23 protein-coding genes and 1 tRNA gene are annotated in these 21,793 nt (G+C 72.3%); 13 read left to right on the forward strand and 11 right to left on the reverse strand.

Annotation, left to right across the window (positions count from 1 at the left end; all coding sequences use genetic code 11):
• Nucleotides 1-11 precede the first annotated feature (11 nt).
• Nucleotides 12-128: a DUF397 domain-containing protein gene (locus ACIGW2_RS13150; protein WP_361579152.1), complete on the reverse strand. Its 117-nt coding sequence runs from the start codon at nt 126-128 to the stop codon at nt 12-14.
• Nucleotides 91-987, reverse strand: coding sequence for a Scr1 family TA system antitoxin-like transcriptional regulator (locus ACIGW2_RS13155; RefSeq protein WP_391655954.1), 897 nt, complete (start codon nt 985-987; stop codon nt 91-93). The genes ACIGW2_RS13150 and ACIGW2_RS13155 overlap by 38 nt, the downstream gene beginning before the upstream one ends.
• Nucleotides 988-1,184: 197 nt before the next feature.
• Here ACIGW2_RS13155 and ACIGW2_RS13160 point away from each other — a divergent pair, with 197 nt between their 5' ends.
• The 3 genes from ACIGW2_RS13160 to ACIGW2_RS13170 all read left to right on the forward strand — a co-directional run bounded on the left by ACIGW2_RS13160 (nt 1,185) and on the right by ACIGW2_RS13170 (nt 3,146).
• Nucleotides 1,185-1,592, forward strand: a complete 408-nt coding sequence (locus tag ACIGW2_RS13160; RefSeq protein WP_391655886.1) for a hypothetical protein — start codon at nt 1,185-1,187, stop codon at nt 1,590-1,592.
• 82 nt (nt 1,593-1,674) lie between these two features.
• Entirely contained in the window at nt 1,675-2,247 is a 573-nt protein-coding gene (locus tag ACIGW2_RS13165; RefSeq protein WP_391655885.1) for a TetR/AcrR family transcriptional regulator, read from the forward strand.
• On the forward strand, nt 2,244-3,146 hold the full coding sequence (locus tag ACIGW2_RS13170; RefSeq protein ID WP_399843333.1) for an alpha/beta fold hydrolase: 903 nt from the start codon (nt 2,244-2,246) through the stop codon (nt 3,144-3,146). Before ACIGW2_RS13165 ends, ACIGW2_RS13170 begins: the two co-directional genes overlap by 4 nt.
• Here ACIGW2_RS13170 and ACIGW2_RS13175 read toward each other — a convergent pair.
• The 6 genes from ACIGW2_RS13175 to ACIGW2_RS13200 form a co-directional block, all read right to left on the reverse strand.
• Entirely contained in the window at nt 3,127-3,942 is an 816-nt protein-coding gene (locus tag ACIGW2_RS13175; RefSeq protein ID WP_399843336.1) for a hypothetical protein, read from the reverse strand. The two genes, ACIGW2_RS13170 and ACIGW2_RS13175, sit on opposite strands and share 20 nt — an antisense overlap.
• 73 nt (nt 3,943-4,015) lie before the next feature.
• A complete protein-coding gene (locus ACIGW2_RS13180) occupies nt 4,016-5,044 on the reverse strand; it encodes an RNA polymerase sigma factor SigF (protein ID WP_399843339.1) in 1,029 nt (342 codons plus the stop codon).
• 236 nt (nt 5,045-5,280) lie between these two features.
• Nucleotides 5,281-6,237 carry a SigB/SigF/SigG family RNA polymerase sigma factor gene (locus ACIGW2_RS13185; RefSeq protein WP_391655881.1) on the reverse strand — a complete coding sequence of 319 codons (957 nt, stop codon included), beginning with the start codon at nt 6,235-6,237 and terminating at the stop codon, nt 5,281-5,283.
• A 176-nt stretch (nt 6,238-6,413) separates the two neighbouring features.
• On the reverse strand, nt 6,414-6,713 hold the full coding sequence (locus ACIGW2_RS13190) for a Dabb family protein (protein ID WP_391655880.1): 300 nt from the start codon (nt 6,711-6,713) through the stop codon (nt 6,414-6,416).
• A gap of 9 nt (nt 6,714-6,722) precedes the next feature.
• On the reverse strand, nt 6,723-6,887 hold the full coding sequence (locus tag ACIGW2_RS13195; RefSeq protein WP_164986384.1) for a hypothetical protein: 165 nt from the start codon (nt 6,885-6,887) through the stop codon (nt 6,723-6,725).
• A gap of 387 nt (nt 6,888-7,274) precedes the next feature.
• Nucleotides 7,275-8,816 (reverse strand): beta-ketoacyl-[acyl-carrier-protein] synthase family protein, encoded by a 1,542-nt coding sequence (locus ACIGW2_RS13200; protein ID WP_399843340.1) that lies wholly within the window; start codon nt 8,814-8,816, stop codon nt 7,275-7,277.
• Between the two features lie 243 nt (nt 8,817-9,059).
• On the opposite strand from ACIGW2_RS13200, the gene ACIGW2_RS13205 reads away from it, so the two are divergent.
• From ACIGW2_RS13205 to ACIGW2_RS13250, 10 genes are all read left to right on the forward strand, one after another.
• A complete protein-coding gene (locus ACIGW2_RS13205; protein ID WP_391655878.1) occupies nt 9,060-9,848 on the forward strand; it encodes a helix-turn-helix domain-containing protein in 789 nt (262 codons plus the stop codon).
• 487 nt (nt 9,849-10,335) lie between these two features.
• A complete protein-coding gene (locus tag ACIGW2_RS13210) occupies nt 10,336-11,652 on the forward strand; it encodes a lysine N(6)-hydroxylase/L-ornithine N(5)-oxygenase family protein (RefSeq protein ID WP_399843342.1) in 1,317 nt (438 codons plus the stop codon).
• A 134-nt stretch (nt 11,653-11,786) separates the two neighbouring features.
• Entirely contained in the window at nt 11,787-13,136 is a 1,350-nt protein-coding gene (locus tag ACIGW2_RS13215) for a diaminobutyrate--2-oxoglutarate transaminase family protein (RefSeq protein WP_361578964.1), read from the forward strand.
• A gap of 256 nt (nt 13,137-13,392) precedes the next feature.
• The gene (locus ACIGW2_RS13220; RefSeq protein ID WP_356062498.1) at nt 13,393-14,289 is read left to right on the forward strand and encodes a homoserine O-succinyltransferase; all 897 of its coding nucleotides are present in this window, start codon (nt 13,393-13,395) and stop codon (nt 14,287-14,289) included.
• Between the two features lie 108 nt (nt 14,290-14,397).
• Complete coding sequence (locus tag ACIGW2_RS13225; protein WP_361578968.1) at nt 14,398-15,651, forward strand: ATP-grasp domain-containing protein; 1,254 nt, start codon at nt 14,398-14,400, stop codon at nt 15,649-15,651.
• A gap of 155 nt (nt 15,652-15,806) precedes the next feature.
• Nucleotides 15,807-17,033 (forward strand): MFS transporter, encoded by a 1,227-nt coding sequence (locus tag ACIGW2_RS13230; protein ID WP_391655876.1) that lies wholly within the window; start codon nt 15,807-15,809, stop codon nt 17,031-17,033.
• The gene (locus ACIGW2_RS13235) at nt 17,030-18,301 is read left to right on the forward strand and encodes an aspartate kinase (protein ID WP_361578972.1); all 1,272 of its coding nucleotides are present in this window, start codon (nt 17,030-17,032) and stop codon (nt 18,299-18,301) included. Before ACIGW2_RS13230 ends, ACIGW2_RS13235 begins: the two co-directional genes overlap by 4 nt.
• Nucleotides 18,302-18,317: 16 nt before the next feature.
• Entirely contained in the window at nt 18,318-18,902 is a 585-nt protein-coding gene (locus ACIGW2_RS13240) for an FcoT family thioesterase (protein WP_399843349.1), read from the forward strand.
• Nucleotides 18,903-18,942: 40 nt separating this feature from the next.
• Entirely contained in the window at nt 18,943-19,812 is an 870-nt protein-coding gene (locus ACIGW2_RS13245) for a TauD/TfdA dioxygenase family protein (RefSeq protein WP_399843352.1), read from the forward strand.
• 109 nt (nt 19,813-19,921) lie between these two features.
• Complete coding sequence (locus ACIGW2_RS13250; RefSeq protein WP_399843354.1) at nt 19,922-20,227, forward strand: cupin domain-containing protein; 306 nt, start codon at nt 19,922-19,924, stop codon at nt 20,225-20,227.
• A gap of 85 nt (nt 20,228-20,312) precedes the next feature.
• Here ACIGW2_RS13250 and ACIGW2_RS13255 read toward each other — a convergent pair.
• From ACIGW2_RS13255 to ACIGW2_RS13265, 3 genes are all read right to left on the reverse strand, one after another.
• Nucleotides 20,313-20,397 (reverse strand) — tRNA-Ser (locus tag ACIGW2_RS13255).
• A 124-nt stretch (nt 20,398-20,521) separates the two neighbouring features.
• Nucleotides 20,522-20,950: a tRNA adenosine(34) deaminase TadA gene (tadA, locus tag ACIGW2_RS13260; protein ID WP_391655873.1), complete on the reverse strand. Its 429-nt coding sequence runs from the start codon at nt 20,948-20,950 to the stop codon at nt 20,522-20,524.
• Between the two features lie 122 nt (nt 20,951-21,072).
• Entirely contained in the window at nt 21,073-21,603 is a 531-nt protein-coding gene (locus ACIGW2_RS13265) for a hypothetical protein (RefSeq protein ID WP_391655872.1), read from the reverse strand.
• Nucleotides 21,604-21,793 lie beyond the last annotated feature (190 nt).

Here is a 21,793-nt window from a genome sequence, read left to right on the forward strand (position 1 = left end):
CGCGTGTCCTCTCAGCTGCGGACGGAGTCGACGAACGTCGCCCAGGCCGGGGCGGAGAGCACGAGCACCGGGCCGGTGGGCGCCTTGCTGTCACGTACGGGGACGAGGCCGGGGAATCCGGGGGCGATTTCGAGGCAGTTTCCGCCGTTGTCCCCGCTGTAGCTGCTCTTGGTCCAGTTGGCCGCGCTCAGATCGTGACGTTCCATGATGCCCGTAGCCTTTCATCAAGTCGCTGATCAGCGCGGCGGATTCGCGGGCGGACAGAACGTCGGCCCTCAGGCCATGATAGGTCCGGGTGTGCCGCGCCAAGGCGGATGGATCATCGGTGAAGTGGCCGCTGTCGAGCGATTCCGAGTAGATCCACTCGTGGCCGTCGGGCAGCGTGATCAGAGACATCGACGTGTTGGGGCGGCGGAGTTCGGTATCGGCGGCAGGTGCCACCTGGATGAAGACGTTGGGGAGTCTGCCGACGCGCAGCAGGTGGGCGCACTGGATCCGCATGACGTCGGCGCTACCGATCACGGTCCGCAGGCAGCTCTCGTCCAGCACGACGGTGTACAGCGGGCCGTCCTCGGACAGGAAGCGCTGTTGGCGGCTCAACCTGGCGCGCACGCGTTCATCCAGGTCCTCGCCGCTCGTGACGCGAGCGAACAAGGCATGCGCGTAGTCCGGCGCCTGGAGCAAGCCGGGCATCACCCCGATCTGGTACTCGTGCAAGGCAACCGCCTTCGCGTCCATCTCCGCGCGCCGTTCGAACCAGTCCGGGTGCTGCACCTCCGGGTACCAGTCGATCGGGCCCCACAGGCGGAGTAACACGCCCCCCGTCCCCAGCACCTCGTCGCACGCCTTCGCGAAGGTGTCCGTCGGGACCCGCTTCGCCGCCTCCACCCTCGCCACCTGCGAGCGGTCGCAGTGGACCTGCTGGGCCAGGGCCTGTTGGGTCAGGCCCGCCGACTCCCTGTAGTGCCGCAGCAGTTCGCCGAACATCTCCGCCGTCGTCGCGGCGGCCTCCGTGCCCGGTGGCCTCGTGCCCTTCTGGCTCACAGCAACCCCCTCGTGACAGCAGCCCTTGGCACGCGTCGAGCGTTGTGGCCGCCCTCTCCATTGAGCAACGCTGGGAGCACACAGAGTAATCGCCCGATCGGGTGATCGAGCCGGCGAGCGGACGCGGGAGGAAAGGCGACATGGCTGGGTGCACGGGCGGCGGCGAGGCGTACGGCGGGCCGGAGCGGGGGGACTTCCTGTACGACCCCGAGGTGCGGCGGGTCGGGGAGTACCGCGGGGCGGCCGGGCCGTACGCCATGTTGCGGCCCGTCGGGGGCGGGCGGGAGTGGCAGGCGGATCCGGGGCGGGTGCGGCCGGCGACGCGGGACGAGCGGATCACGGCCGGGCTGCGGGCCGTGAACGGGCGGGCGAGCGCCGCGTACGGGCTCGGCCGCCCGCCCGTGCCGGAGCCGGGCTGTGCCGCGTGCGGGGAACTCGGTGAGGCGCGGGCGGCCGCCCGGGGGCGGTTCGACTGGAGCGCCGAGACCGACGCGAACGTGCTGCTGCGGCGCCACCAGGCCGAGGCGCACCGGCCCGGAAACGCGTAGGCACCGGGCCGAAAACCGGTGGGCACCACACAACCTAGGAGTGTTAGGTTTCTCCCTAGGAGTCCTAGGAAGGAGCGGCGCCATGGTGCGTGCCGGCATCACCACGGAGCGGCTCGTGGCCGCCGCCGCCGAGCTGGCGGACGAGAGCGGGCTCGACAAGGTCACGCTCTCGGCCCTGGCCCGCCGGTTCGGGGTGAAGGACGCGAGTCTGTACGCGCACATCAGGAACCTGCGCGAGCTGCGCGTCCGGCTGGCCCTGCTGGCCTCGCACGAGATGAACGAGGCCATCGGCGCCGCCGTGGCCGGCCGGTCCGGCCGGGACGCGCTCGTCGGCTTCGCCGACGCGTACCGCGACTACGCCCTCGCGCACCCCGGCCGGTACGCCGCCTCGCAGCAGCGGATCGAACCGGCGGAGGTCGAGGACACCACCGTCCTCCAGCGGGCCGTCGAGCTGACCTACGGGATGCTGCGGGGCTACGGCCTCGCCGAGCCCGAGCTCACGGACGCCGCACGGCTGCTGCGCGCCACCTTCCACGGCTACATCCACCTCGAACTCGGCGGCGGCTTCCAGCACACCCGCCCGGTCGCCGCGTCCTGGGCGCGCTCGCTCGACGCCCTTCACCACCTTCTGGAGAACTGGGGGAAGCGGAAATGAAGCACGGTCCTGTGAAGGTCGGCCACGTGAAGGTCCCGGGTGCCACCCTGCGCCACGAGTCCCGGGGCAGCGGGTCCGTCCTGCTGCTCGTCCCGGGCGGGGCCGGGGACGCCGGGATGTTCGAGGGGATGGCGGACCTGCTCGCGGACGCCGGGCACACCGTCGTCTCCTACGACCAGCGCGGCCTGTCCCGCAGCCCCCTGGACCCCCTGGATCCCCCGGGGCCCGTCGACCCCGCAGACCCCCTGGACCGGCCGCTGGGCGACCAGTCCCCGGCCGTGTGGGCCGAGGACGCCCTCGCGGTCCTGGACGCCGTGTCGCCGGACGAGCCCGCGTACGTCTTCGGCAGCAGCTCCGGCGCCATCGTGGCCCTCGCGCTGCTCGCCGCCCGCCCGGACCGGGTGCGGCGGCTCGTCGCCCACGAGCCGCCGCTGGTCGAGCTGCTGGCCGACCCCGCCCCGTACCGCGCGCACTACGCCGAGGTGCGCGAGCTGCACCGGACGAAGGGGCTGGGCGCGGCGATGGCCCGGTTCGCGCAGACGCCGGACGGGCGGGAGCCGGAGGACACGGGGGAGGCGCATGCCGAACTGCCGCCCAGCGTGCGGCCGATGGCGGTCCGGATGGCGGCGAACATGCCGGTCTTCCTGGAGCACGTGCTGTGCCCCTTCTCGTCCTCGGCGCCCGACCTCGACGGGCTGCGCGCCGCCGCCGGGAAGCTGGTCCTCGGCGTCGGCCGGGAGTCGACCGGTCAGGTGCCGCTGGTCGGGCCGGCGCAGCGGATCGCGGAGCTGACGGGGGCCGCCACGGTCGGCTTCAGCGGCGGGCACCTGGGGGCGGTGACGCATCCGGAGGAGTTCGCGAAGGAGCTCCTCGCCGTGCTCACCGCCAGCTCGCGGTGACCTTCCGGGTGTCCACGCGCATGCCGATCGGCACCCGCCAGGAGTCGACGCAGACGGTGTAGGTGTGGGTGCGGGCCGTCCCGGCCTGGATCGGCGCGGGCAGGGGCTGGGTGGTCGTGAGGGTCGCCCAGTCGATGCCGAGCGCGCCGATGACATGGGTCGCGAAGGTCACCGTGCCCGAACGGGCCGCCGTACCCCCGGTGTTGCGGAAGGTCACGGTGACGTTCTCGCACCAGCGCCGGTCGGTGTCGGTGAGCACGGGCGCGGAGAGCGTGAGCAGGGCGGGCGCCGGGGCGGGGGCAGTGGTGCTCGGTGCGGGCGCGGGTGCGGTGGGCGTGGGTGCCGGGCCGGGGGGCGTCGCGGGCGGTGGCGTGGGTCCGGTCGTCGCCGGGCTTCCCGGGGTACGGGGTGGGGCGGGCGCCCCGGTGACCGGCGGCGGCGCGGTGGCCGTGCCGCCCGGCTCCGTTCCCGTACCGACGCCTGTACCCGTACCGACGCCCGTGCCCGTACCGACGCCCGTACCCGCAATGCCGTCCTCGCCCCCCGCGCTCCCTCCTCTCCCCTCCGGGGCCGGTGAGGGGCGGGAGGTGCTCGACGTGAGGCCGGGGGCGGTGGTGGCCGGGTCGAGGGGGACCAGGGTGACCGCGCCGGAGGGCGGCACCGCGCCCTTGGGCGAGGAGCCGGCGCCGATCGCCGCGTACCCCTCGCCGTCGTCGCTGCCGCCGCACGCGGTCAGCGCCCCGCCGAGGCAGAGCGCGACCACCATCAGTCCCGGCCGTCGCTTCCGTCGCCACATGGCGCCAGTGTGCGTGACGAACCGTCAGCTCGGAAGCAGAACGGGAGAATTCAGTCCGCGATCAGGGGGTCGGTCAGTCGGCGATCAGGCCCTCGCGCAGCTGTGCCAGGGTGCGGGTGAGGAGGCGGGAGACGTGCATCTGGGAGATGCCGACCTCCTCGCCGATCTGCGACTGGGTCATGTTCGCGAAGAAGCGCAGCATGATGATCTGGCGCTCGCGGGGCGGGAGTTTGGCGAGCAGCGGCTTGAGCGACTCGCGGTACTCGACGCCCTCCAGGGCCGAGTCCTCGTAGCCGAGGCGGTCGGCGAGGGAGCCCTCGCCGCCGTCGTCCTCCGGGGACGGGGAGTCGAGCGAGGAGGCCGTGTACGCGTTGCCGACGGCGAGGCCGTCGACCACGTCCTCCTCCGACACCCCGAGCACGGCGGCGAGTTCGGGCACGGTGGGGGAGCGGTCGAGCTTCTGCGAGAGCTCGTCGCTGGCCTTGGTGAGGGCGAGCCGCAGCTCCTGGAGGCGGCGCGGGACGCGCACCGACCAGGAGGTGTCGCGGAAGAAGCGCTTGATCTCGCCGACGACGGTCGGCATGGCGAACGTCGGGAACTCCACGCCGCGTTCGCAGTCGAAGCGGTCGATGGCCTTGATCAGGCCGATGGTGCCGACCTGGACGATGTCCTCCATCGGCTCGTTGCGCGAGCGGAAGCGGGCGGCCGCGTAGCGCACGAGGGGGAGGTTCAGCTCGATGAGGGTGTCGCGGACGTAGGTCCGCTCGGGGCTGTCCGCGGCGGCGCCCTCCTCGTCCAGGGCGCGCAGCCGCAGGAAGAGGGAGCGGGAGAGGGTGCGGGTGTCGAGGGCCTCCGGCGCCGCGACGGCGGCGACCGTCGACTCGACGGACGCCTCGACCGCCGTCTCCGCGGCGGGAGTTGCGGGCGCGGTGGTGTCGTCCGTGGCGTGGTTCGTGGTGTGGTCCGCGGCAAGGTCCGCGCCGTCGCCGGGCGTCGTCGTGACGCCGGTCGCCGGTGCGTGGTCGGCGGCGGTCGGCGCCGTCGTCTGCGTGGGCATGGGCGTGAGCGTGAGCACCTTCGAGCTGCCCTGTTCTGCGGACATGCCACCCCCTTTGAGGTCGCGGACGGTCGTGGTGGCCACGACCATCTGAGGAACGCAGCCTCCACCTGAATACCGGAGGCGGGGCCGCGCCAAACGCCGTTCCTGCAGAATGTCACATGTCGGCAACGCGCTGTAGTGACTTGTCGACATGGAGTCGGTGAATATCCGCAGGAAACAAGGGGTGTGCGGCATTTGGGAGGGTGGGAAACCGGCAAGAAACGGTCTACCCGTTCCGGTTACGCCTCGATCCGATTTGCGGATCTCAACCGGGCGAAGCTCCGGGCGAGGAGCCTTGACACGTGCATCTGCGAGACGCCGAGTTCCTGGCTGATCTGGGACTGCGTCAGATTGCTGTAGTAGCGCAGCATCAGGATCCGCTGCTCGCGCTCGGGGAGCTGGACGAGCAGGTGCCGTACGAGGTCGCGGTGCTCGACCCCGGCGAGCGCGGGGTCCTCGTAGCCGAGCCGGTCGAGCAGTCCGGGCAGTCCGTCGCCCTCCTGGGCCGCCTCCAGGGAGGTGGCGTGGTAGGAGCGGCCGGCCTCGATGCAGGCGAGCACCTCGTCCTCGCCGATCTTGAGGCGCTCGGCGATCTCGGCGGTGGTGGGGGAGCGTCCGTGGGCCGTGGTGAGGTCCTCGGTGGCGCCGTTGACCTGCACCCAGAGCTCGTGGAGCCGGCGCGGGACGTGCACGGTGCGCACGTTGTCGCGGAAGTAGCGCTTGATCTCGCCGACCACGGTGGGCATGGCGAAGGTCGGGAACTGGACGCCGCGGTCGGGGTCGAAGCGGTCGATGGCGTTGATCAGGCCGATGGTGCCGACCTGGACGACGTCCTCCATCGGCTCGTTGCGGCTGCGGAAGCGGGCGGCGGCGTAGCGGACGAGGGGGAGGTTGGCCTCGATGAGGGCCCCGCGCACCCGGTGGTGCTCGGGGGTGCCGGGCTCCAGGTTCTTGAGCTCTCCGAAGAGCACCTGGGTGAGCGCGCGGGTGTCGGCGCCGCGGGTGCTCTGGGGGCGGGTGGTCTGCGGCCGGGGGGTCTGGGGGCCGGCGGCCTGCGGGTGGGCGGCCTGCAGGTGGGCGACCTGGGAACGGTCGGCCTGGGAGCGGTCGGCCTGCGGGTGGGGGCGCGGGCCCTCCGGGGGTCCGGCCTCGTGCTGGGGCGGGACTTGAGGCGCTGTACTGGCCGGCACGTTCACGCCACCCCTTCACGTCAACTTCGGTCGACTCATCCGTCAAAAGCGGTCATAGCATCACAAGACATGTCCACTGTGTGCAAGCACCGCATAACGACGTGTTGGGGGTGGTCGGGCGGGGTAAGCATGCGGGCCCCCCGCCGGTGTCGGCGAGGGGCCCGCAGGGCGGAACGGGGGGATCAGCCCTCGAACTCGTAGTCCGCGATGACCCAGCTGGAGAACTCGCGCCACATGGCCACGCCCGCCTGGTGGGCGGGGTGGTCCAGGTAGCGCTGGAGGGCGTCGAGGTCGGCGACGGCGGAATTGATGGCGAAGTCGTACGCGATCGGCCGGTCGCTGATGTTCCAGTCGCACTCCCAGAAGGTCAGTTCCGGGATCTGCGCACCGAGGGCGCGGAAGGCCTCGACACCGGCGACGACGCGCGGCTCGTCGCGCTGCACGCCGTCGTTGAGCTTGAAGAGGACCAGATGGCGGATCACTGTCGTCTCCTAATTCACGAGCTCGGTCATGAACTGACCGACTCCTTGAGCGGCGCTCGATATGCCCTCGAACCCTACCTGGACGAGGTCCGCCGCCCGGGCCGGGGAGGTGATGATTGTGTACAGCACAAAGACCACGACCGCATAGAGCGCGATCTTCTTCGCCTGCGCCATCCGTCTGCCCTCCCCTTGAGCCGCCCCTGAGCGGTCGCCGAGTCTAGCCGAGCCGTGTTTGCGGCCTTTTGCGTGCCCTTTATGGACCAAGGGCCCGTGGATCGGGGTCTTTCGCCGACCCCCGGAAGGGTGACGGACGCGCAGGATGGATGTCGAGCCCGGCGGATCTGGCAGGAATCCGCGGGGCCGAGGAACCGGCCCTCACTGCGGGGCCCGCGCCGCGAGCTTCCCCCCTGAACGCGGCGCAGGGCTTGTGGGTCCGGTTCTCGCCGGGGGGAGCGGCTTGTCCCCCCGATGCCGCTCCCCCCGTCCTTCCCCCTTCCCCCCTCTGCTCCTTCTGTTCCTGCTCCTCCGGCTCCTCCTGCTCCCCTTCACGTCCTCCGATCCTCAGGCCGCCGGGTGGCGGCGCAGGGCCAGGACCGCGTTGTGGCCGCCGAAGCCGAACGAGTTGCTCAGGGCCAGGTCCCCGTCGGCGGGCAGCGGGCGCGCCCGCCGCACCACGTCCAGCGGGATCGCCGCGTCCTGCTCCTCGCAGCCGATGGTGGGCGGGATGAGCCCGTGGTGCAGGGTCAGCGCGGTGGCCACGGCCTCGACGCCGCCGGCGGCACCCTGGAGGTGCCCGATGTTCCCCTTGACCGCGGTGACCGGGACCGCCGGGTACGCGCCCGGGTCGCCCAGCACCTCGCGCAGCGCCGTGGACTCGGCGAGGTCGCCCTCGACCGTGGCCGTGGCGTGCGCGTTGACGTGCAGCACGTCCACCGCGTGCCCGTCGGCGTCGGCGAGAGCGCGGCGGAGGGCCAGCGCGACGCCCCGGCCCGAGGGGTCGGGGGCCGCGATGTGGTGGGCGTCCGCGGACAGGCCCCAGCCGGCCGCCTCGCAGTAGATGCGGGCGCCGCGGGCCAGGGCGTGCTCCTCCGACTCCAGGACGAGCAGGCCCGCGCCCTCGCCGTGCACGAAGCCGTCGCGGTCCCGGTCGAAGGGGCGCGAGGCGGCGCCCGGCTCGTCGTTGCGGGTGGACATGGCGCGCATCGCGCAGAAGGAGGCCATCACGGCCGGGGTGATCACCGCCTCGGTGCCGCCGGCCAGCATCACGTCGACCTTCCCGTACCGGATCCGGTCCACGGCCTGCCCGATCGCCTCGGTGCCGGACGCGCAGGCGCTGACCACGGTGCGGGCCTCGCCGGTGATGGTGAGGTCCAGGGAGATCTGGGAGGCGGCCTGCGAGGGCACCGTCATCGGGGCGGTGAGCGGCGGGACCGCCCGCACCCCGCGGTCGCGCAGCCGGCGGTCGCCCTCGACCAGGACCGGCGCCCCGCCGATGATCGTGCCCATGCTGACGCCGACCCGGTCCGGGTCGAGACCGCTCTCGGCGGTGCCGCCCTCCGCGAAGCCGGCGTCCCGCCAGGCCTCGCGGGCCGCGATCACCGCGAACTGCGCGGCCCGGTTCATCCGCCGGGCCTTCGCCGGGGGCAGCAGCCCGGCCGGGTCGACCGGCACCGTGCCCGCGATCCGTACGGGCTGGTCGGCGAAGTCCGGCCGGTCGAGCGGCCGCACCCCGCAGCGCCCGTCGAGCAGCCCGGCCCACAGCTCGGCCGCGCCCAGGCCCAGCGGGGTGATGGCGCCGAGGCCGGTGACGACCACCTTGCGGCCGCCGCCGGAGCGCTCCCGTACCCGCGCCGCGGCCCTGGGCGCGGGCTCGTAACCGATCGCCCCGCCCTCGGCGCCGGCCCGCCCGCGCAGCTCGGCGTCGGACAGCGGGCGGCCGCCCCTGCGGTCCAGGCTCTCGTGCCAGCGGCCCCAGCGCCGGGTGTAGGTGCGCACTCCGGGGCGCTCGGCGTGGCTGCTGGGGAGCGTGATCCGGTCACCGTCCCGGAAGGCGGTCGGCAGGGGCGTGATGCTGTCGGTGGAGACGTCCGCGGGCAGGCTCATGACGGTGGCTGCTTTCGAAGGGCGATGGACCTGGGTGAAAGGGCGGGGAAAAGGGCGGGGGAAGGGCAGGGGGAAGGGCAGGGGGAAGGGTGGAGGGAGACCCGTGGGAGGGGGTCCCGAAAGGGGAGTGGTGTGAAGGCTTCATTAACGAATGCGGACCGGTCCGCGCCCCCGCTATTCAGCAGACCTGATGCTGTATCATGTGATTCTTGAGATACGTGTGAGCGGGCGGGGGCAGTTTTCGTGAGAGACGGTTTCATAGAACTCCCCGAACTGCTCCGGGCGTGGCGGGTCGTGGCCGGCGTCAAACTGGGCCGGGGCAAGCCGCTGCCGCAGACCGAGGTCGCCGAGCGGATGGGCGTCAGCGAGCGCTGGTACCGCGGCCTGGAGAACGGCGCCGCCGTCTCACTGACCCCCGAGGTGCTCGGCCGGCTGGCCGAGGCGCTCGTGCTCGGGCAGGACGAGCGCATGGTGCTGTACGGGCAGACCTTCGGCGGCACCTCGCTGGCGGCCCCCGACTCCGCCGCCGCGGCGGCCGACCTGGACGCCCTGACGAAGCTGATCGAGGCGCATCCGCTGCCGGCCTATCTGACGGACCACATGTGGAACATCCGGGGGTACAACGCCCCCATGGCCGAGTGGTTCCCCTGGGTGCTCGCCCCCGGCGCCAACCTGATGCGCTGGGCGCTGACCACGGACGAGGCGCGCGAGCAGTTCGTCGACTGGCCCGTGCACGCCGAGGTCTACCTCGCGATGCTGAGGTTCGCCCTGGCCAGCCGGCCGGAGAGCGCCGAGCTCGGCGCCCTGCTCGACGAGCTCCTCCGGGATCCCGGGGTCCGGAAGGTCTGGGACCGCCGACCGCAGGTCGTCGCCTACCGCCAAGGGCATCACTTCCGGCTTTCCCTCCCTCATGTCGCCGCCGGGGAACTGGTCCTCCAGTCCGTGGTGCTCACTCCCGCGTACCACCAGGACGTCCGCTGCGTCCTGCTGGTGCGCAGGGACGCTCCCGAGGTGCAGGCGCCCCCCGGCTGAACCCGTGCCCCGAACGCGTGCCCCCCTGGCATCCGCGCCCGCCCCGGCCCCCTTCGAGGGGGCCGGGGTTTTCGTTTCGGCCCGGTCACCCTGACACGGCGAGAAGTCGGGTGTACAGCGGCAAAAAAGTGCCGCATTCTGCGGAGGGCGTGATTCCCGGGCCATTACGGGGGCATTCCCGGGGCACCGGCAGAAAAATGCCGGACGAGTCTGTCAGGTCGGCCGGGAGGGCCCTCGCGGGGCCGCCGTGCGGCAATTACTTGCCGCTTGACGGGTCGTGGACCCGGTGTCAGTGTTCCTGTCGTGCGAGAGCGGCGTAAGCCCCGCATGAATGGCTCTCGTGAATGCCTGGTGAATGGCTTTCATGAGTTGCTGCCCCGAGTGAATCGCCGTCGGCGGAATTCCGTCGCTTATGTGCGTCGCTTCGCCGGGCATCCGCAAGGCAGTCGCCCGCCGTTCTTTGCGTTTTCGAGCAGAAGGCAATCACGTGACAATCCACGACGTCATCGGCATCGGTTTCGGTCCGGCCAACCTGGCTCTCGCCATCGCGCTTGAGGAGCAGGAGGCCGGCCTCAGCGCCCGCTTCCTGGAGGCGCGCACGGAGCCCGCCTGGCAGCCCGGCATGCTCCTGGACGGTTCCGACATCCAGAACCACCCCTCCCGCGACCTCGTCTCGCTGCGCAATCCGCGGAGCCGCTACTCGTTCCTGAACTACCTGCACGAGAACGGGCGGCTCCTGGAGCACCTGAACCTCCCCATCGAGTTCCCGCTCCGCAAGGAGTACGCCCGCTACATCACCTGGGTGGCCCGCCAGTTCGACCACGTCGTCGACTACGGGCGGCGCGCGGGCGAGGTCCGGGTCGTCGAGCGGGACGGCGAGCAGCTGTACGAGGTCACCGCCGACACCGGCGAGACCTACCTGGGCCGCACCCTGGTGGTGGGCCCCGGCCGCACCCCGTACGTCCCCGAACCCTTCGCCTCCGCCGGCAGCCGCCGGGTCTTCCACCTGACCGACTACCTGTTCCGGCTCGCGGAGTTCACCGCCGACCGGGCGCCCGAGTCGGTGGCCGTCATCGGCGGCAGCCAGAGCGCCGCCGAGCTCACGCTCGACCTCGCGCACCGCTTCCCCGGCGCCCGGGTGCGCAACCTGGTGCGCTCCTTCAGCCTGCGCCTGAAGGACACCAGCCCGTTCAGCGAGGAGGGCTACTTCCCCGCGTTCACGGACTACTACCACCAGGTCTCGCCCGAGGCGCGGCGCCGCCTCGACGCGTACATGCACGCCACCAACTACTCCTCGGTGGACGGCGACGTCCTCAAGGAGCTGTACCTGCTCATCTACGAGCAGCGGCTCGACGGCGACCAGAAGGTCTCCGTGGACGGCAACCTCCAGGCGGTCACGGCCGCCGAGCAGGACGGCAAGGTCGTCCTCGAACTGCGCGAGCTCAACACCGGCGCGGTCGAGACGGACTCCTTCGACCTGGTCGTCGTCGCCACGGGCTTCCGCGACCTCGGCCCCGGCCCGCACCAGGAGCTCTTCCCGCAGGTCATCAAGGACGTCGCCGGCCGCTTCCGGACCGAGGAGTCCGGCGCCCTCCAGGTGTCCGCCGACTACGCGCTCGAAGCGCTCGACGAGGCCGCCGGCACCCCGCCGCTGTTCCTGAACGGCCTGTGCGAGTCCTCCCACGGCATCGGCGACGCGGGCTCCTTCAGCCTGCTGTCCCTGCGCGCCCAGACCCTCCTCGACGGCATCCGCAAGCGCGCGGGCGCGGCGAGCAGCACGGCATCCGCGACGGCGTCCGCCTGACCCGTACGGCGTCCGTCTGACCCGTACGACCGCGTCCGTACGACCGCCACCGTACGACCGCGTCCGTACGACCGCCGGCCGCCGCCACCCGGATCCCGCCTCCTTCTCCCACCGAAAGGCCCCAGGCCCCACCCATGACTTCGCTGACCGTCCCCCGGGTCTCCACCGAGATCCCCGGCCCCCGCAGCGCCGGTCTCCTCAAACGGCAGGCCGACCGCGAGTCCAACGCCCGCAGCTATCCGCGCCGGCTGCCCATCGCGGTCGCCCGGGCCGAGGGCAGCCTGATCGAGGACCTCGACGGCAACGTCTTCCTCGACTGTCTGGCCGGCGCCGGCGTGCTGTCCCTCGGGCACGGCCACCCCGACCTCGTCGCCGCCGCCGAGCGCCAGCTGCGCACCTTCGTGCACGGCCTCGACCTGCCGACCGCGCCCAAGGACGACTTCGTCGAGGAGCAGCTCTCCATGCTCCCCGAGCCGATGCGGCACACCACCCGCATCCAGTTCTGCGGCCCCACCGGCGCCAACGCCGTCGACGCCGCCGTCAAGCTGTGCAAGACGCACACCGGTCGCGGCGACATCGTCTCCTTCCAGGGCGGCTTCCACGGCAGCACGCACGCGGCGATGGCCCTGACCGGCCTCGTCGAGCAGAAGAGCCCGATCGCCAACGGCATGCCGGGCGTCCACTTCTTCCCGTACTCCGCGTGCCACGACTGCCCGCTCGGGCTGCGCCCGGACAGCTGCGGCACCAACTGCGCCACCTACCTGGAGAAGTCCCTGCGGGACCCCAACGGCGGCATCGCCAAGCCCGCCGCCGTCATCCTCGAACTCGTGCAGGGCGAGGGCGGCGTGATCCCCGCCGACCGCGACTTCGTGCGCCGGGTGCGGGACGTGACGCGGGAGCTCGACATCCCGCTGATCGTCGACGAGGTGCAGACCGGCTGCGGCCGGACCGGCACCTGGTTCGCCTTCGAGCAGTACGGCATCGAGCCCGACGTGATCGTCGCCTCCAAGGCGCTCAGCGGCATGGGCCTGCCCGCCGCCGTGATCATGTACCACGAGCGGCTGGACACCTGGGCACCCGGCGCCCACTCCGGCACCTTCCGCGGCAACCAGATGGCCTTCGCCACCGGCGCGGAGGCGATCCGGGTGATCCGCCGCGACGGCATCCTGGAGAACGTGCGCGCCCGCGGCGAGCAGCTGATGGGCCGGCTCCACGCGCTGCGCGAGCGGTGCGCCTGGGTCAGCGACGTCCGCGGCAAGGGCCTGATGCTCGGCATCGAGCTGACCGACCCCGAGACCGGCGCGCGCGGCTCCGCCCTGGCCAAGGCCGTGCAGTCGGCGGCCCTCGCGGAGGGACTGATCCTGGAGCTCGGCGGCCGGGACGACTGCGTCGTCCGCCTGCTGCCGCCGCTCATCCTCACCGAGGCCGAGGCCGACTTCGCGGCCGACGTGCTCGACCGGGTCCTGGATCGCCTGACCGCCTGACGGCCTGACTGCCCGATGTCCCGACAGGCGCCACGTACGGCCTGAGGGCGCGTACGGCCCGATCGGGCGTCCTCCCGCGCCCGGGCGATCCGCCCGGGCCCCCGACCGGTGCGGGGGCCGGAAGCCCCGGAGCCAACCGGCTTCCGGCCCCCGCACCACCCCTGACCCGACGATCCGACCGACCCGGCCGACCCGACCGGCCCACGGATCCGACCGACCCGACTTGATCCGACCGACCCGAACCGGGAGCCAGCGGATGCCCCTGATCCTGCCCAAGCCGATGCCCGCCAAGGCCCAACTGGCCAAGGAGAACATCGCGATCGTCGACGACGTCCCGGCCGGCACCGATGTGCTCGACGTCGCCGTCTTCAACATCATGCCGGACAAGCCGGTGACCGAGACCCAGCTGCTCCGGCTGCTCTCCGTCTCCCCGCTGCCGGTGCGCACCACCTGGCTGCGCCCCGCGAACCACGTCTCCAAGAGCACCCCGCAGGCCTATCTCGACGAGCACTACCAGGTGCACGCCGACGTCGCCGACCGCCGCTTCGACGCGATGATCGTGACCGGCGCGCCCGTCGAGGAGATCGCCTTCGAGGAGGTCACCTACTGGGACGAGCTGCGCGGGATCATGGACTGGGCGTTCGAGAACGTCACGTCCACGATGTACATCTGCTGGGGCGCGCAGGCCGCGCTCTACCACCGCTACGGCATCGCCAAGCACCACCTGGGCGGCAAGCTGTTCGGCAACTTCGCGACGCAGGCCGTCGACGAGAACGCGCCGCTGGTGGCCGGCTTCGACGAGGAGTTCCGGGTCCCGCACTCCCGCTACACGGGCACCGCGCTGGAGGACCTGCTCGCCGAGCCCGAGATCGAGGTGCTGGCGCAGGCCGCCGACACCGGCTTCTACGTCGCCGGGCGCCGCGACGGCCGCGAGTTCTACGTGTCGGGGCACCCCGAGTACGACCGCGACACCCTGCGCGACCAGTACGAGCGGGACGTCGCCAAGGGCCTGCCCATGCACGTGCCGCCGGGCTACTACCCGGACGAGGACCCCGCGCGGCGCCCGGTGCGCAACTGGCACGCGCACGGCCGGCTGCTCTACGCGAACTGGCTCCAGCACTACGTCCTGAGCCGGCGCCCGGCGGCCCGCTGAGCGCCCGCGCCCCCGGCGCCCGTACGCCCGGTGCCCCCGGCCGTACCCGGGCCCCCATCCGTACCCCCGACCCCCGCCCTCCATCCGTACGAGGAAACCTGAGCGCACATGACTGACACAGACGGAATCCTGCTGGTCATCGGCATCGGCAGCCAGAAGGACCGGGACAGCCGCCCCTACCGCGAGTACCTGCTCTCCGCCGCCGCGCAGCGCTTCAAGCTGTGGCTCTTCGACTCGGACGAGCCGACCTGGCAGTCGGAGTACGTCGTCGGCGCCACGGCCCTGAACTGTTACGACCCCGAGGCGGTCGTCCAGGCGGCCCGCGACCTCGCCGAGCAGCACCGGCTCATCGGCATGTTCTGCCCCGACGAGGGCACCCTGCTGTCCGCCGCGCACGTCACCGAGATGCTGGGCGTCCCGGGCATGTCGGTCGACACCGTCCTGGGCTGCCGCGACAAGAAGCTCAGCCGGGCCCGGCTCACCGCGGCCGGGGTGCGCCAGCCGCAGTTCGCGACCGTGCGCTCGGCCGAGGAGGCGCTCGCCGCGGCGGAGCGGCTGGAGTACCCGGTCGTCCTCAAGCCGCGCACGCTCGGGTCCAGCCTCGGCGTGGTGAAGGTGTCCGGCCCGCAGGAGATGGCGGAGGCCTTCGAGATCACGACGTCCGCGGTCTACCCGGGCGTGCACGTGCCGGACGACTACATCATCGAGCAGTACCTCGACGGACCCGAGGTCAGCATCGACGGCGCGGTCTTCGAGGGCGCGTACACGCCGCTCTTCGTGGGCCGCAAGCAGCTCGGCGGCGAGCCGTACTTCGTCGAGACCGGGCACTTCGTCTCGGCCGGCGACCCGCTCCTGACGGACCCCGAGATCGTCGACATGCTCCAGCAGGCGCACGCCGCGCTCGGCATCACGCACGGCACCACCCACACCGAGATCAAGCTGACCTCGCGCGGCCCGGTGATCGTCGAGGTCAACGGCCGGCTGGGCGGCGACCTCATCCCGTACCTCGGCAAGCTCGCCACGGGCATCGACCCCGGTCTGATCGCGGTGGACGTCGTCACCGGCCGGCGCCCCGAGTTCGCGCAGACCCACGCCAAGACGCTCGGCATCCGCTTCCTCGGCCCCCAGGAGGACCTGCGGGTCCGGTCGATCACCTTCGACGAGCCGGGCGCCCTGGAGGGCATCGTGCAGATGGTCGCGGCCGTCCCGCCGGGCGCCGAACTGCGGGTCCCGCCGGGCGACTTCGTCGCGCGGTACGCGTTCGTGGTCGCCGAGGGCGCGGACGAGGACGAGTGCGCCAAGCGGCTCGACGCCGCCGAGAGCCTGGTGCACCTGGAGTACGAGCCGCTGGTGACGTCGTGACGGTCCCCCGTGACACCCGCGGCGGGGCGCGTGACGGGTCCGCCGCGGGCCAGGCGCCCGGGGCCGCGGGCGGCGGCCCCGGGCCCGCCGGACCGGCGGGGGAGGCCCCGGTCCGGGGCTCCGGCGGGCTCTTCGGGAGGTTCGCCGGGAAGGGGGTGCCGCGGCCGATCGCCGTCGTCTCCCTCGGCGTCTTCCTCAACCGCGTCGGCGGCTTCTTCTCCATCTTCCTGACCCTCGTCCTCGCCGACCGCGGCTACGGCCCGCGCGAGATCACCCTGGGCCTCGCCCTGGTCGCCGTCTCCGGCATGGCGGGCGCCGGGGTGTCCGGGCTGATCGCCGACCGGATCGGGCGGCGCAGCACGCTGCTCCTCGCCACCTTCCTGACCTCGGCGTTCTCCCTGGCCCTCGTCGAGGTCACGGGCTACTGGGGGACGCTGGTCCTGGCCTGTCTGATGGGCGCCGCCGTCCAGGCGTACGGGCCCGTCGCCCAGGCCGTGGTCGGCGAGGCGGCGCCCGCCGAGCGACGCGTGACGCTCTTCGCGCTCTACCGCATGGCGCTGAACATCGGCGCCGCGATCGGCCCGCTGATCGGCGGCTTCTGGGCCGCGAGCGACATGGGCTCGCTGCTCGTCGGCAACGCGGTGGTGTCCGCGCTCGCCGGTCTGCTGCTGCTCCTCGGGCTCGAACGGGACGTGCCGCGGCGCGCGGCCGGGACCGCCGACGGCGGGGCCGGGGCCGAGGGGGCCGGGAAGCGGGGTGCGGGCGCCGGCGCGGTGCGCGCGGGCGTGCTCGCCGACCTCCGCTTCGTCGGGGTGAGCGTGCTGCTCGGCGTCATCGCGCTGGTCTACGCCCAGCAGACCGGGCCGCTGCCGCTCGCCATGAAGGACGGCGGCTTCAGCACCAGCGCCTTCGGGGCGCTCCTGACGATGAACGCGGTCGTGGTGATCCTCTGCGAGGTGCCGCTGGCCATGCTGATCGGCAAGCTGCCCACCCGGGTGCCGATCACCCTGGGCGCGGTGTGCGTCTTCGGCGGGTTCGCCGTCAACGCGCTGGGCGCGAACTGGCCGGTGCTCATCGGCGGTGTGCTGCTGTGGACGGTCGGCGAGATGCTGATCTCGCCCGTCGCCGCCGCTGCCGCGACGGCCGCCGCTCCCCGCGGCGCGGAGGCCCGCTACCAGTCCTTCCTGGGCTTCTGCCAGTCGACCGGGATGTCCCTGGGACCGGCCTTCGGCGTGCTGCTCTACGGCTTCGGGCCGCTGTGGCCCTGGCTGGTGAGCGCGGGCCTGGGTGTCGTGGCGGCGCCACTGGTGTTCCGCCTGTTGACGGTACGTCAAGAGGACGCCCCGGCACGTTCGATCGAGGCGGAGGCGGTGCGGTCATGAGTCTGGTCGTGCAGAAGTACGGGGGCTCCTCCGTCGCGGACGCCGAGGGCATCAAGCGGGTGGCGCGGCGGATCGTGGCGGCCAAGGAGCAGGGCCACCAGGTGGTGGTCGTGGTGTCCGCGATGGGCGACACGACGGACGAGTTGATCGATCTCGCCGAGCAGGTGGCGCCGGCGCCGGCCGGCCGTGAGTTCGACATGCTGCTGACCGCCGGGGAACGGATCTCCATGGCCCTGCTGGCCCTGGCGATCGAGAACCTGGGCCACGAGGCCCAGTCGTTCACGGGCAGCCAGGCGGGTGTCCTCACCGACTCGGCCCACAACCGGGCCCGGATCGTGGAGGTGTCCCCGCGGCGGGTCCGCGCGGCCCTGGACCGCGGCAGCATCGCGATCGTGGCCGGTTTCCAGGGCGTCTCGGTGGACGGCGACGACATCACGACGCTGGGTCGCGGCGGCTCGGACACGACCGCCGTCGCGCTGGCGGCGGCACTGGGCGCCGAGGTCTGCGAGATCTACACCGACGTGGACGGCGTGTTCACCGCCGATCCGCGCGTGGTGAAGAAGGCGAAGAAGATCGACTGGATCTCCTTCGAGGACATGCTGGAGCTCGCCGCCTCCGGCTCCAAGGTGCTGCTGCACCGCTGCGTCGAGTACGCGCGCCGTTACGACATCCCGATCCACGTCCGCTCCTCCTTCACGGGGCAGCCGGGCACCTGGATCAGCCACGAACCGACAGGGGATCAGAAGGTGGAGCACGCCGTCATCTCCGGTGTCGCCCACGACACCTCGGCCGCCCGGGTCGTGGTGCGGGGCGTCCCGGACAAGCCGCAGGACATGGCCCGGCTGTTCCGGGTGCTCGCGGACGCCGGACTCAGCATCGACATGGTGACCGCGAAGGTCTCCCCGGACGCCCCGGACCTGACCGACGTGTCCTTCCTGGTGCCGCGCGGCGAGGTGGACCGCGCCGCGGCCGTCCTGCACGAGATCCGGCCCGGCGTCGGCTGGACCTCGCTCGACTGCGACCTGGACGTCGCCCGGATCTCCCTGGTGGGGGCCGGCGTGCGGACCACCCCCGGGATCGCCGCGACCTTCGTCGAGGCGCTGTCCACGGAGGGCGTCGACGTGCGCCTCGTGTCCTCCTCGGGCAGCTCCGTCGCCGCGCTCGTCCACGAGGACCAGGTCAGGGCCGCCACCCGGGCCGTGCACACGAGCTTCGCCCTGGACCGGGCGGAGGGCGAAGCGGTGGTCCACGCCGGAACCGGCCGCTGAGGAGGGGCACGCACCGATGACCGTCCTGACCCCGGCCCAGGCTCCGATTCCGATCCCGGCCCCGACTTCGGCCCCGGCCCCCGCCCCGGGGGCTCCGACCGACGCGGACCTCCTCGCGGAGGTGCTCGCACCGTACCGCCCGAACTGCCGCTACCTGCAGGAGGCCACGGTCTTCCTGCGGGACGGACTTCCGGCGGCGCGGTGCACCTTCCACATCCCCGAGTCCTGCTACATCGACGACACCGGGCACTTCAACTCGGTGGAGTTCAACATCTGTTACAACCAGATGGCCTACTACCTGATCGCCAAGAGCGTCAGGGACGCCCTGGTCGCCCCCTTCGACCGGTGGGACCTGGACGACTTCCGCGAGCGCCAGCTGTCGAGCATCCTCATCTCCCACTTCGAGAGCACGTTCCGGCGTCCCATGGACGGCCGGCGCTTCCACGGCGAGATCGCCGTCACGAGCGTGCGGGAGCGCGACGGCGCGGACGGGCGGCAGCCGCTGGTCCTCGCGGAGAGCACCTGCCGCTACTGGGACGACGGGCGGGGACGCGCGGACGGCAAGGTCCGCTTCGTCGTCGTCGACCCGCCCCGCAGATGACCGTGACCATCCACCACCCCGACCCCAAGGACCCCCGCTCATGGAGATGATCCCCCAGGAAGACCGCGAACTCGGCGTCGTGGTCCAGGGCTTCGATGCCGCCACCGCCTCCGACGAGGACGTCGAACTCGTCCGCAAGGCGGTGTACGCGGAGAAGATCGTGGTGCTGAAGGACCAGCACCTGTCGCCCGAGGAGTTCCTGGCCCTCGGCCGGCGCTTCGGCGAGCCCGAGACGTACTACCAGCCGATGTACCACCACCCGGAGGTCCCCGAGATCTTCGTGTCCTCGAACGTGGTCGAGGGCGACAAGCGGGTGGGCGTGCCGCAGACCGGCAAGTTCTGGCACTCCGACTACTCGTTCATGCCCCGGCCGTTCGCGCTCACCTTCATCTACCCGCAGGTGGTGCCGAAGAAGGACCGCGGCACCTACTTCATCGACATGGGCAAGGCGTACGCGAAGCTGCCGGAGGCCCTGAAGCGGGCCGCCGCCGGCACCCGGGCCCGGCACAGCGTGCGGCGCTACTTCAAGATCCGGCCCACGGACGTCTTCCGCCCGCTGTCCGAGGTCATCGCCGAGATGGAGGAGGAGAGCCCGGACGTCTTCCACCCGACCGTCGTCACCCACCCGGTGACCGGCGAGGACGTGCTCTACATCAGCGCCGCCGTGGTGCAGGAGCTCGTCGACGGGTCCGGCACGCCGCTCGACGCCACGCTGCTGCAGAGCCTCCTGGAGGCCACCGGGCAGCTCGACGACACCTTCACCCACGAGAACATCCACCTCCAGACGTTCTCCGAGGGCGACCTGCTGATCTGGGACAACCGCAGCCTGATCCACCGCGCCCTGCACACCACGCAGCCGGAGCCCGCCGTGTCCTTCCGCGTCACGGTCCAGGACGGCCACCACTGGTGACCCGGGCCGGGGCCGGGGCGGGGTGACCGCGATCCTTTACCCTCCGGTCGACCAGCGACCGGCGCCGCCGGGGTAGCTTCCAGACATCCGTAGTACCGCTGGAGGCCCCATGAGTCCGGTCAACCTGTTCGACGTCGCGTCACGACTTCCCGCCGCCTGGCGCTCGCAGACGCTGGGCCAGGTCGGCACGGCCTGCGTGAAGGTGCTCCGGATGGACGAGTTGCCGGTTGAGGAGGAGGCCCACCGGGTCGCCGAGGCGCTGATCGTCCTCGACGGAAGCCTGGAACTGGTCGTGGACGACGCCCCGATGACCGCCGGCCCCGGTGAGCTCTGCCTCGTCCCGGCGGGCGCGCGGCACGCGGTCCGCCCGGGCAGCCACGGCACCCTGCTGATCGTGGAGGTCCCGGAGTCGTAGCCGGAGTCGCGGCCGGGCAGGCCCGGACGCGGCCGGACATGCGAACGCCCCCCTGAAGCGTGCTGCTTCAGGGGGGCGTTGTCAGCGGTAGCGGAGGGATTTGAACCCTCGGTGAGTTTCCCCACACTCGCTTTCGAGGCGAGCTCCTTCGGCCGCTCGGACACGCTACCGAGAGAGAGCTTAGCCCAAAGGTGCCGTGGACTGAAATCCGCGTTCCCGAGCAGGTCAGGGGCGGGGTCGGCGGAGGGATCGAGAGCGGCCCGGCGGAGGGTCGGCCGAGGGCCTGCGCAGGGGTCAGCGGTCCCGGAAGAAGCGGGTCAGGCGGTCCGAGCACTCCGCCTCCAGAACGCCCGTGATCACCTCCGGGCGGTGGTTGAGGCGCCGGTCGCGGACCAGGTCCCAGAGCGAGCCGGTGGCGCCGGCCTTCTCGTCGAAGGCGCCGAAGACCACCCGTTCGACCCGCGCCTGGACGAGCGCGCCCGCACACATCACACAGGGCTCCAGGGTCACCACGAGCGTGCAGCCGGTCAGCCGCCACTCGCCGGTCGCCGCCGCGGCCCGCCGCAGGGCGAGCACCTCCGCGTGGGCGGTGGGGTCGCCGGTGGCCTCGCGCTCGTTGTGGCCGCGGGCGAGGACGGTGCCGTCCGGGGACAGCACGACCGCGCCGACCGGCACGTCGCCGGCCGCCGCGGCCAGCTCGGCCTCGGCGAGCGCGAGCCCCATGGACTCCCGCCAGGGGTCCCGTACGGGATCCGCTACGGGAGGTACGGGAGCGGGCCCGGGTTCCGGCCCGGGATCCCGTACGGGATGCGCGCCCGCGCCCGGGCCACGTACGGCGGAGGCCACTAGCGCACGGCCTCCAGGATGTCCGAGGCGCCGATGGCGTCGGCGATCTCGCCGAGGGCGTCCTCGGTCAGGTCGATCAGGTCGCGCTCGGTCATCCCGAGGTCGGCCAGGATGCGGCCCTCGCCGAGCGGGCCGGCCGGGGCGATCCCGGCGGTGGCGGCCACGTCGTCGTCCTCGTCCTCGTGCTCCGGCTCGCCGTCCTCGGTGCCGTCCAGGTCGGTGAGTTCGTCGAGCGCGCCGTCCCGGTCGTCGTCGCCGAGGAGTTCCGAGGTGAGGATCTCCCCGTAGGAGGAGCGGGCCGCGGCGGCCGCGTTCGAGACGAAGACCCGGGGGTCGTCCTCGCCGTCGACGCGCACGAGGCCGAACCACGCGTCCTCCTGCTCGATGAAGACGATCACCGTTTCCCCGTCGTCGGCGGCGGACTCCCGGGCCAGATCGGCCAGGTCCGCCAGCGTCTCCACGTTGTCGAGCTCGATATCGCTCGCTTCCCACCCGTCTTCGGTGCGCGCGAGCAGTGCGGCGAAGTACACCTGACTCTCCCACTGATCAGAGGTGTGATGATCCGGCGGCGCGCTCCTGATGCCCCGCCCAATCGGCATCGTGACAGAAACCTCGCCCTCAGGAGAGGTCTTCGGCTCTTGCGTCGTGCATCAGTCTGAACGACGCCCGGATCGGGCGGGCGTGCGACCCCGGCGCACGGAGGGGGCGCACGGCGGGGGT

The sequence above is a fragment of the Streptomyces sp. NPDC053541 genome (assembly GCF_044544705.1).
In the GTDB taxonomy this organism is placed as follows: Bacteria; Actinomycetota; Actinomycetes; order Streptomycetales; family Streptomycetaceae; genus Streptomyces.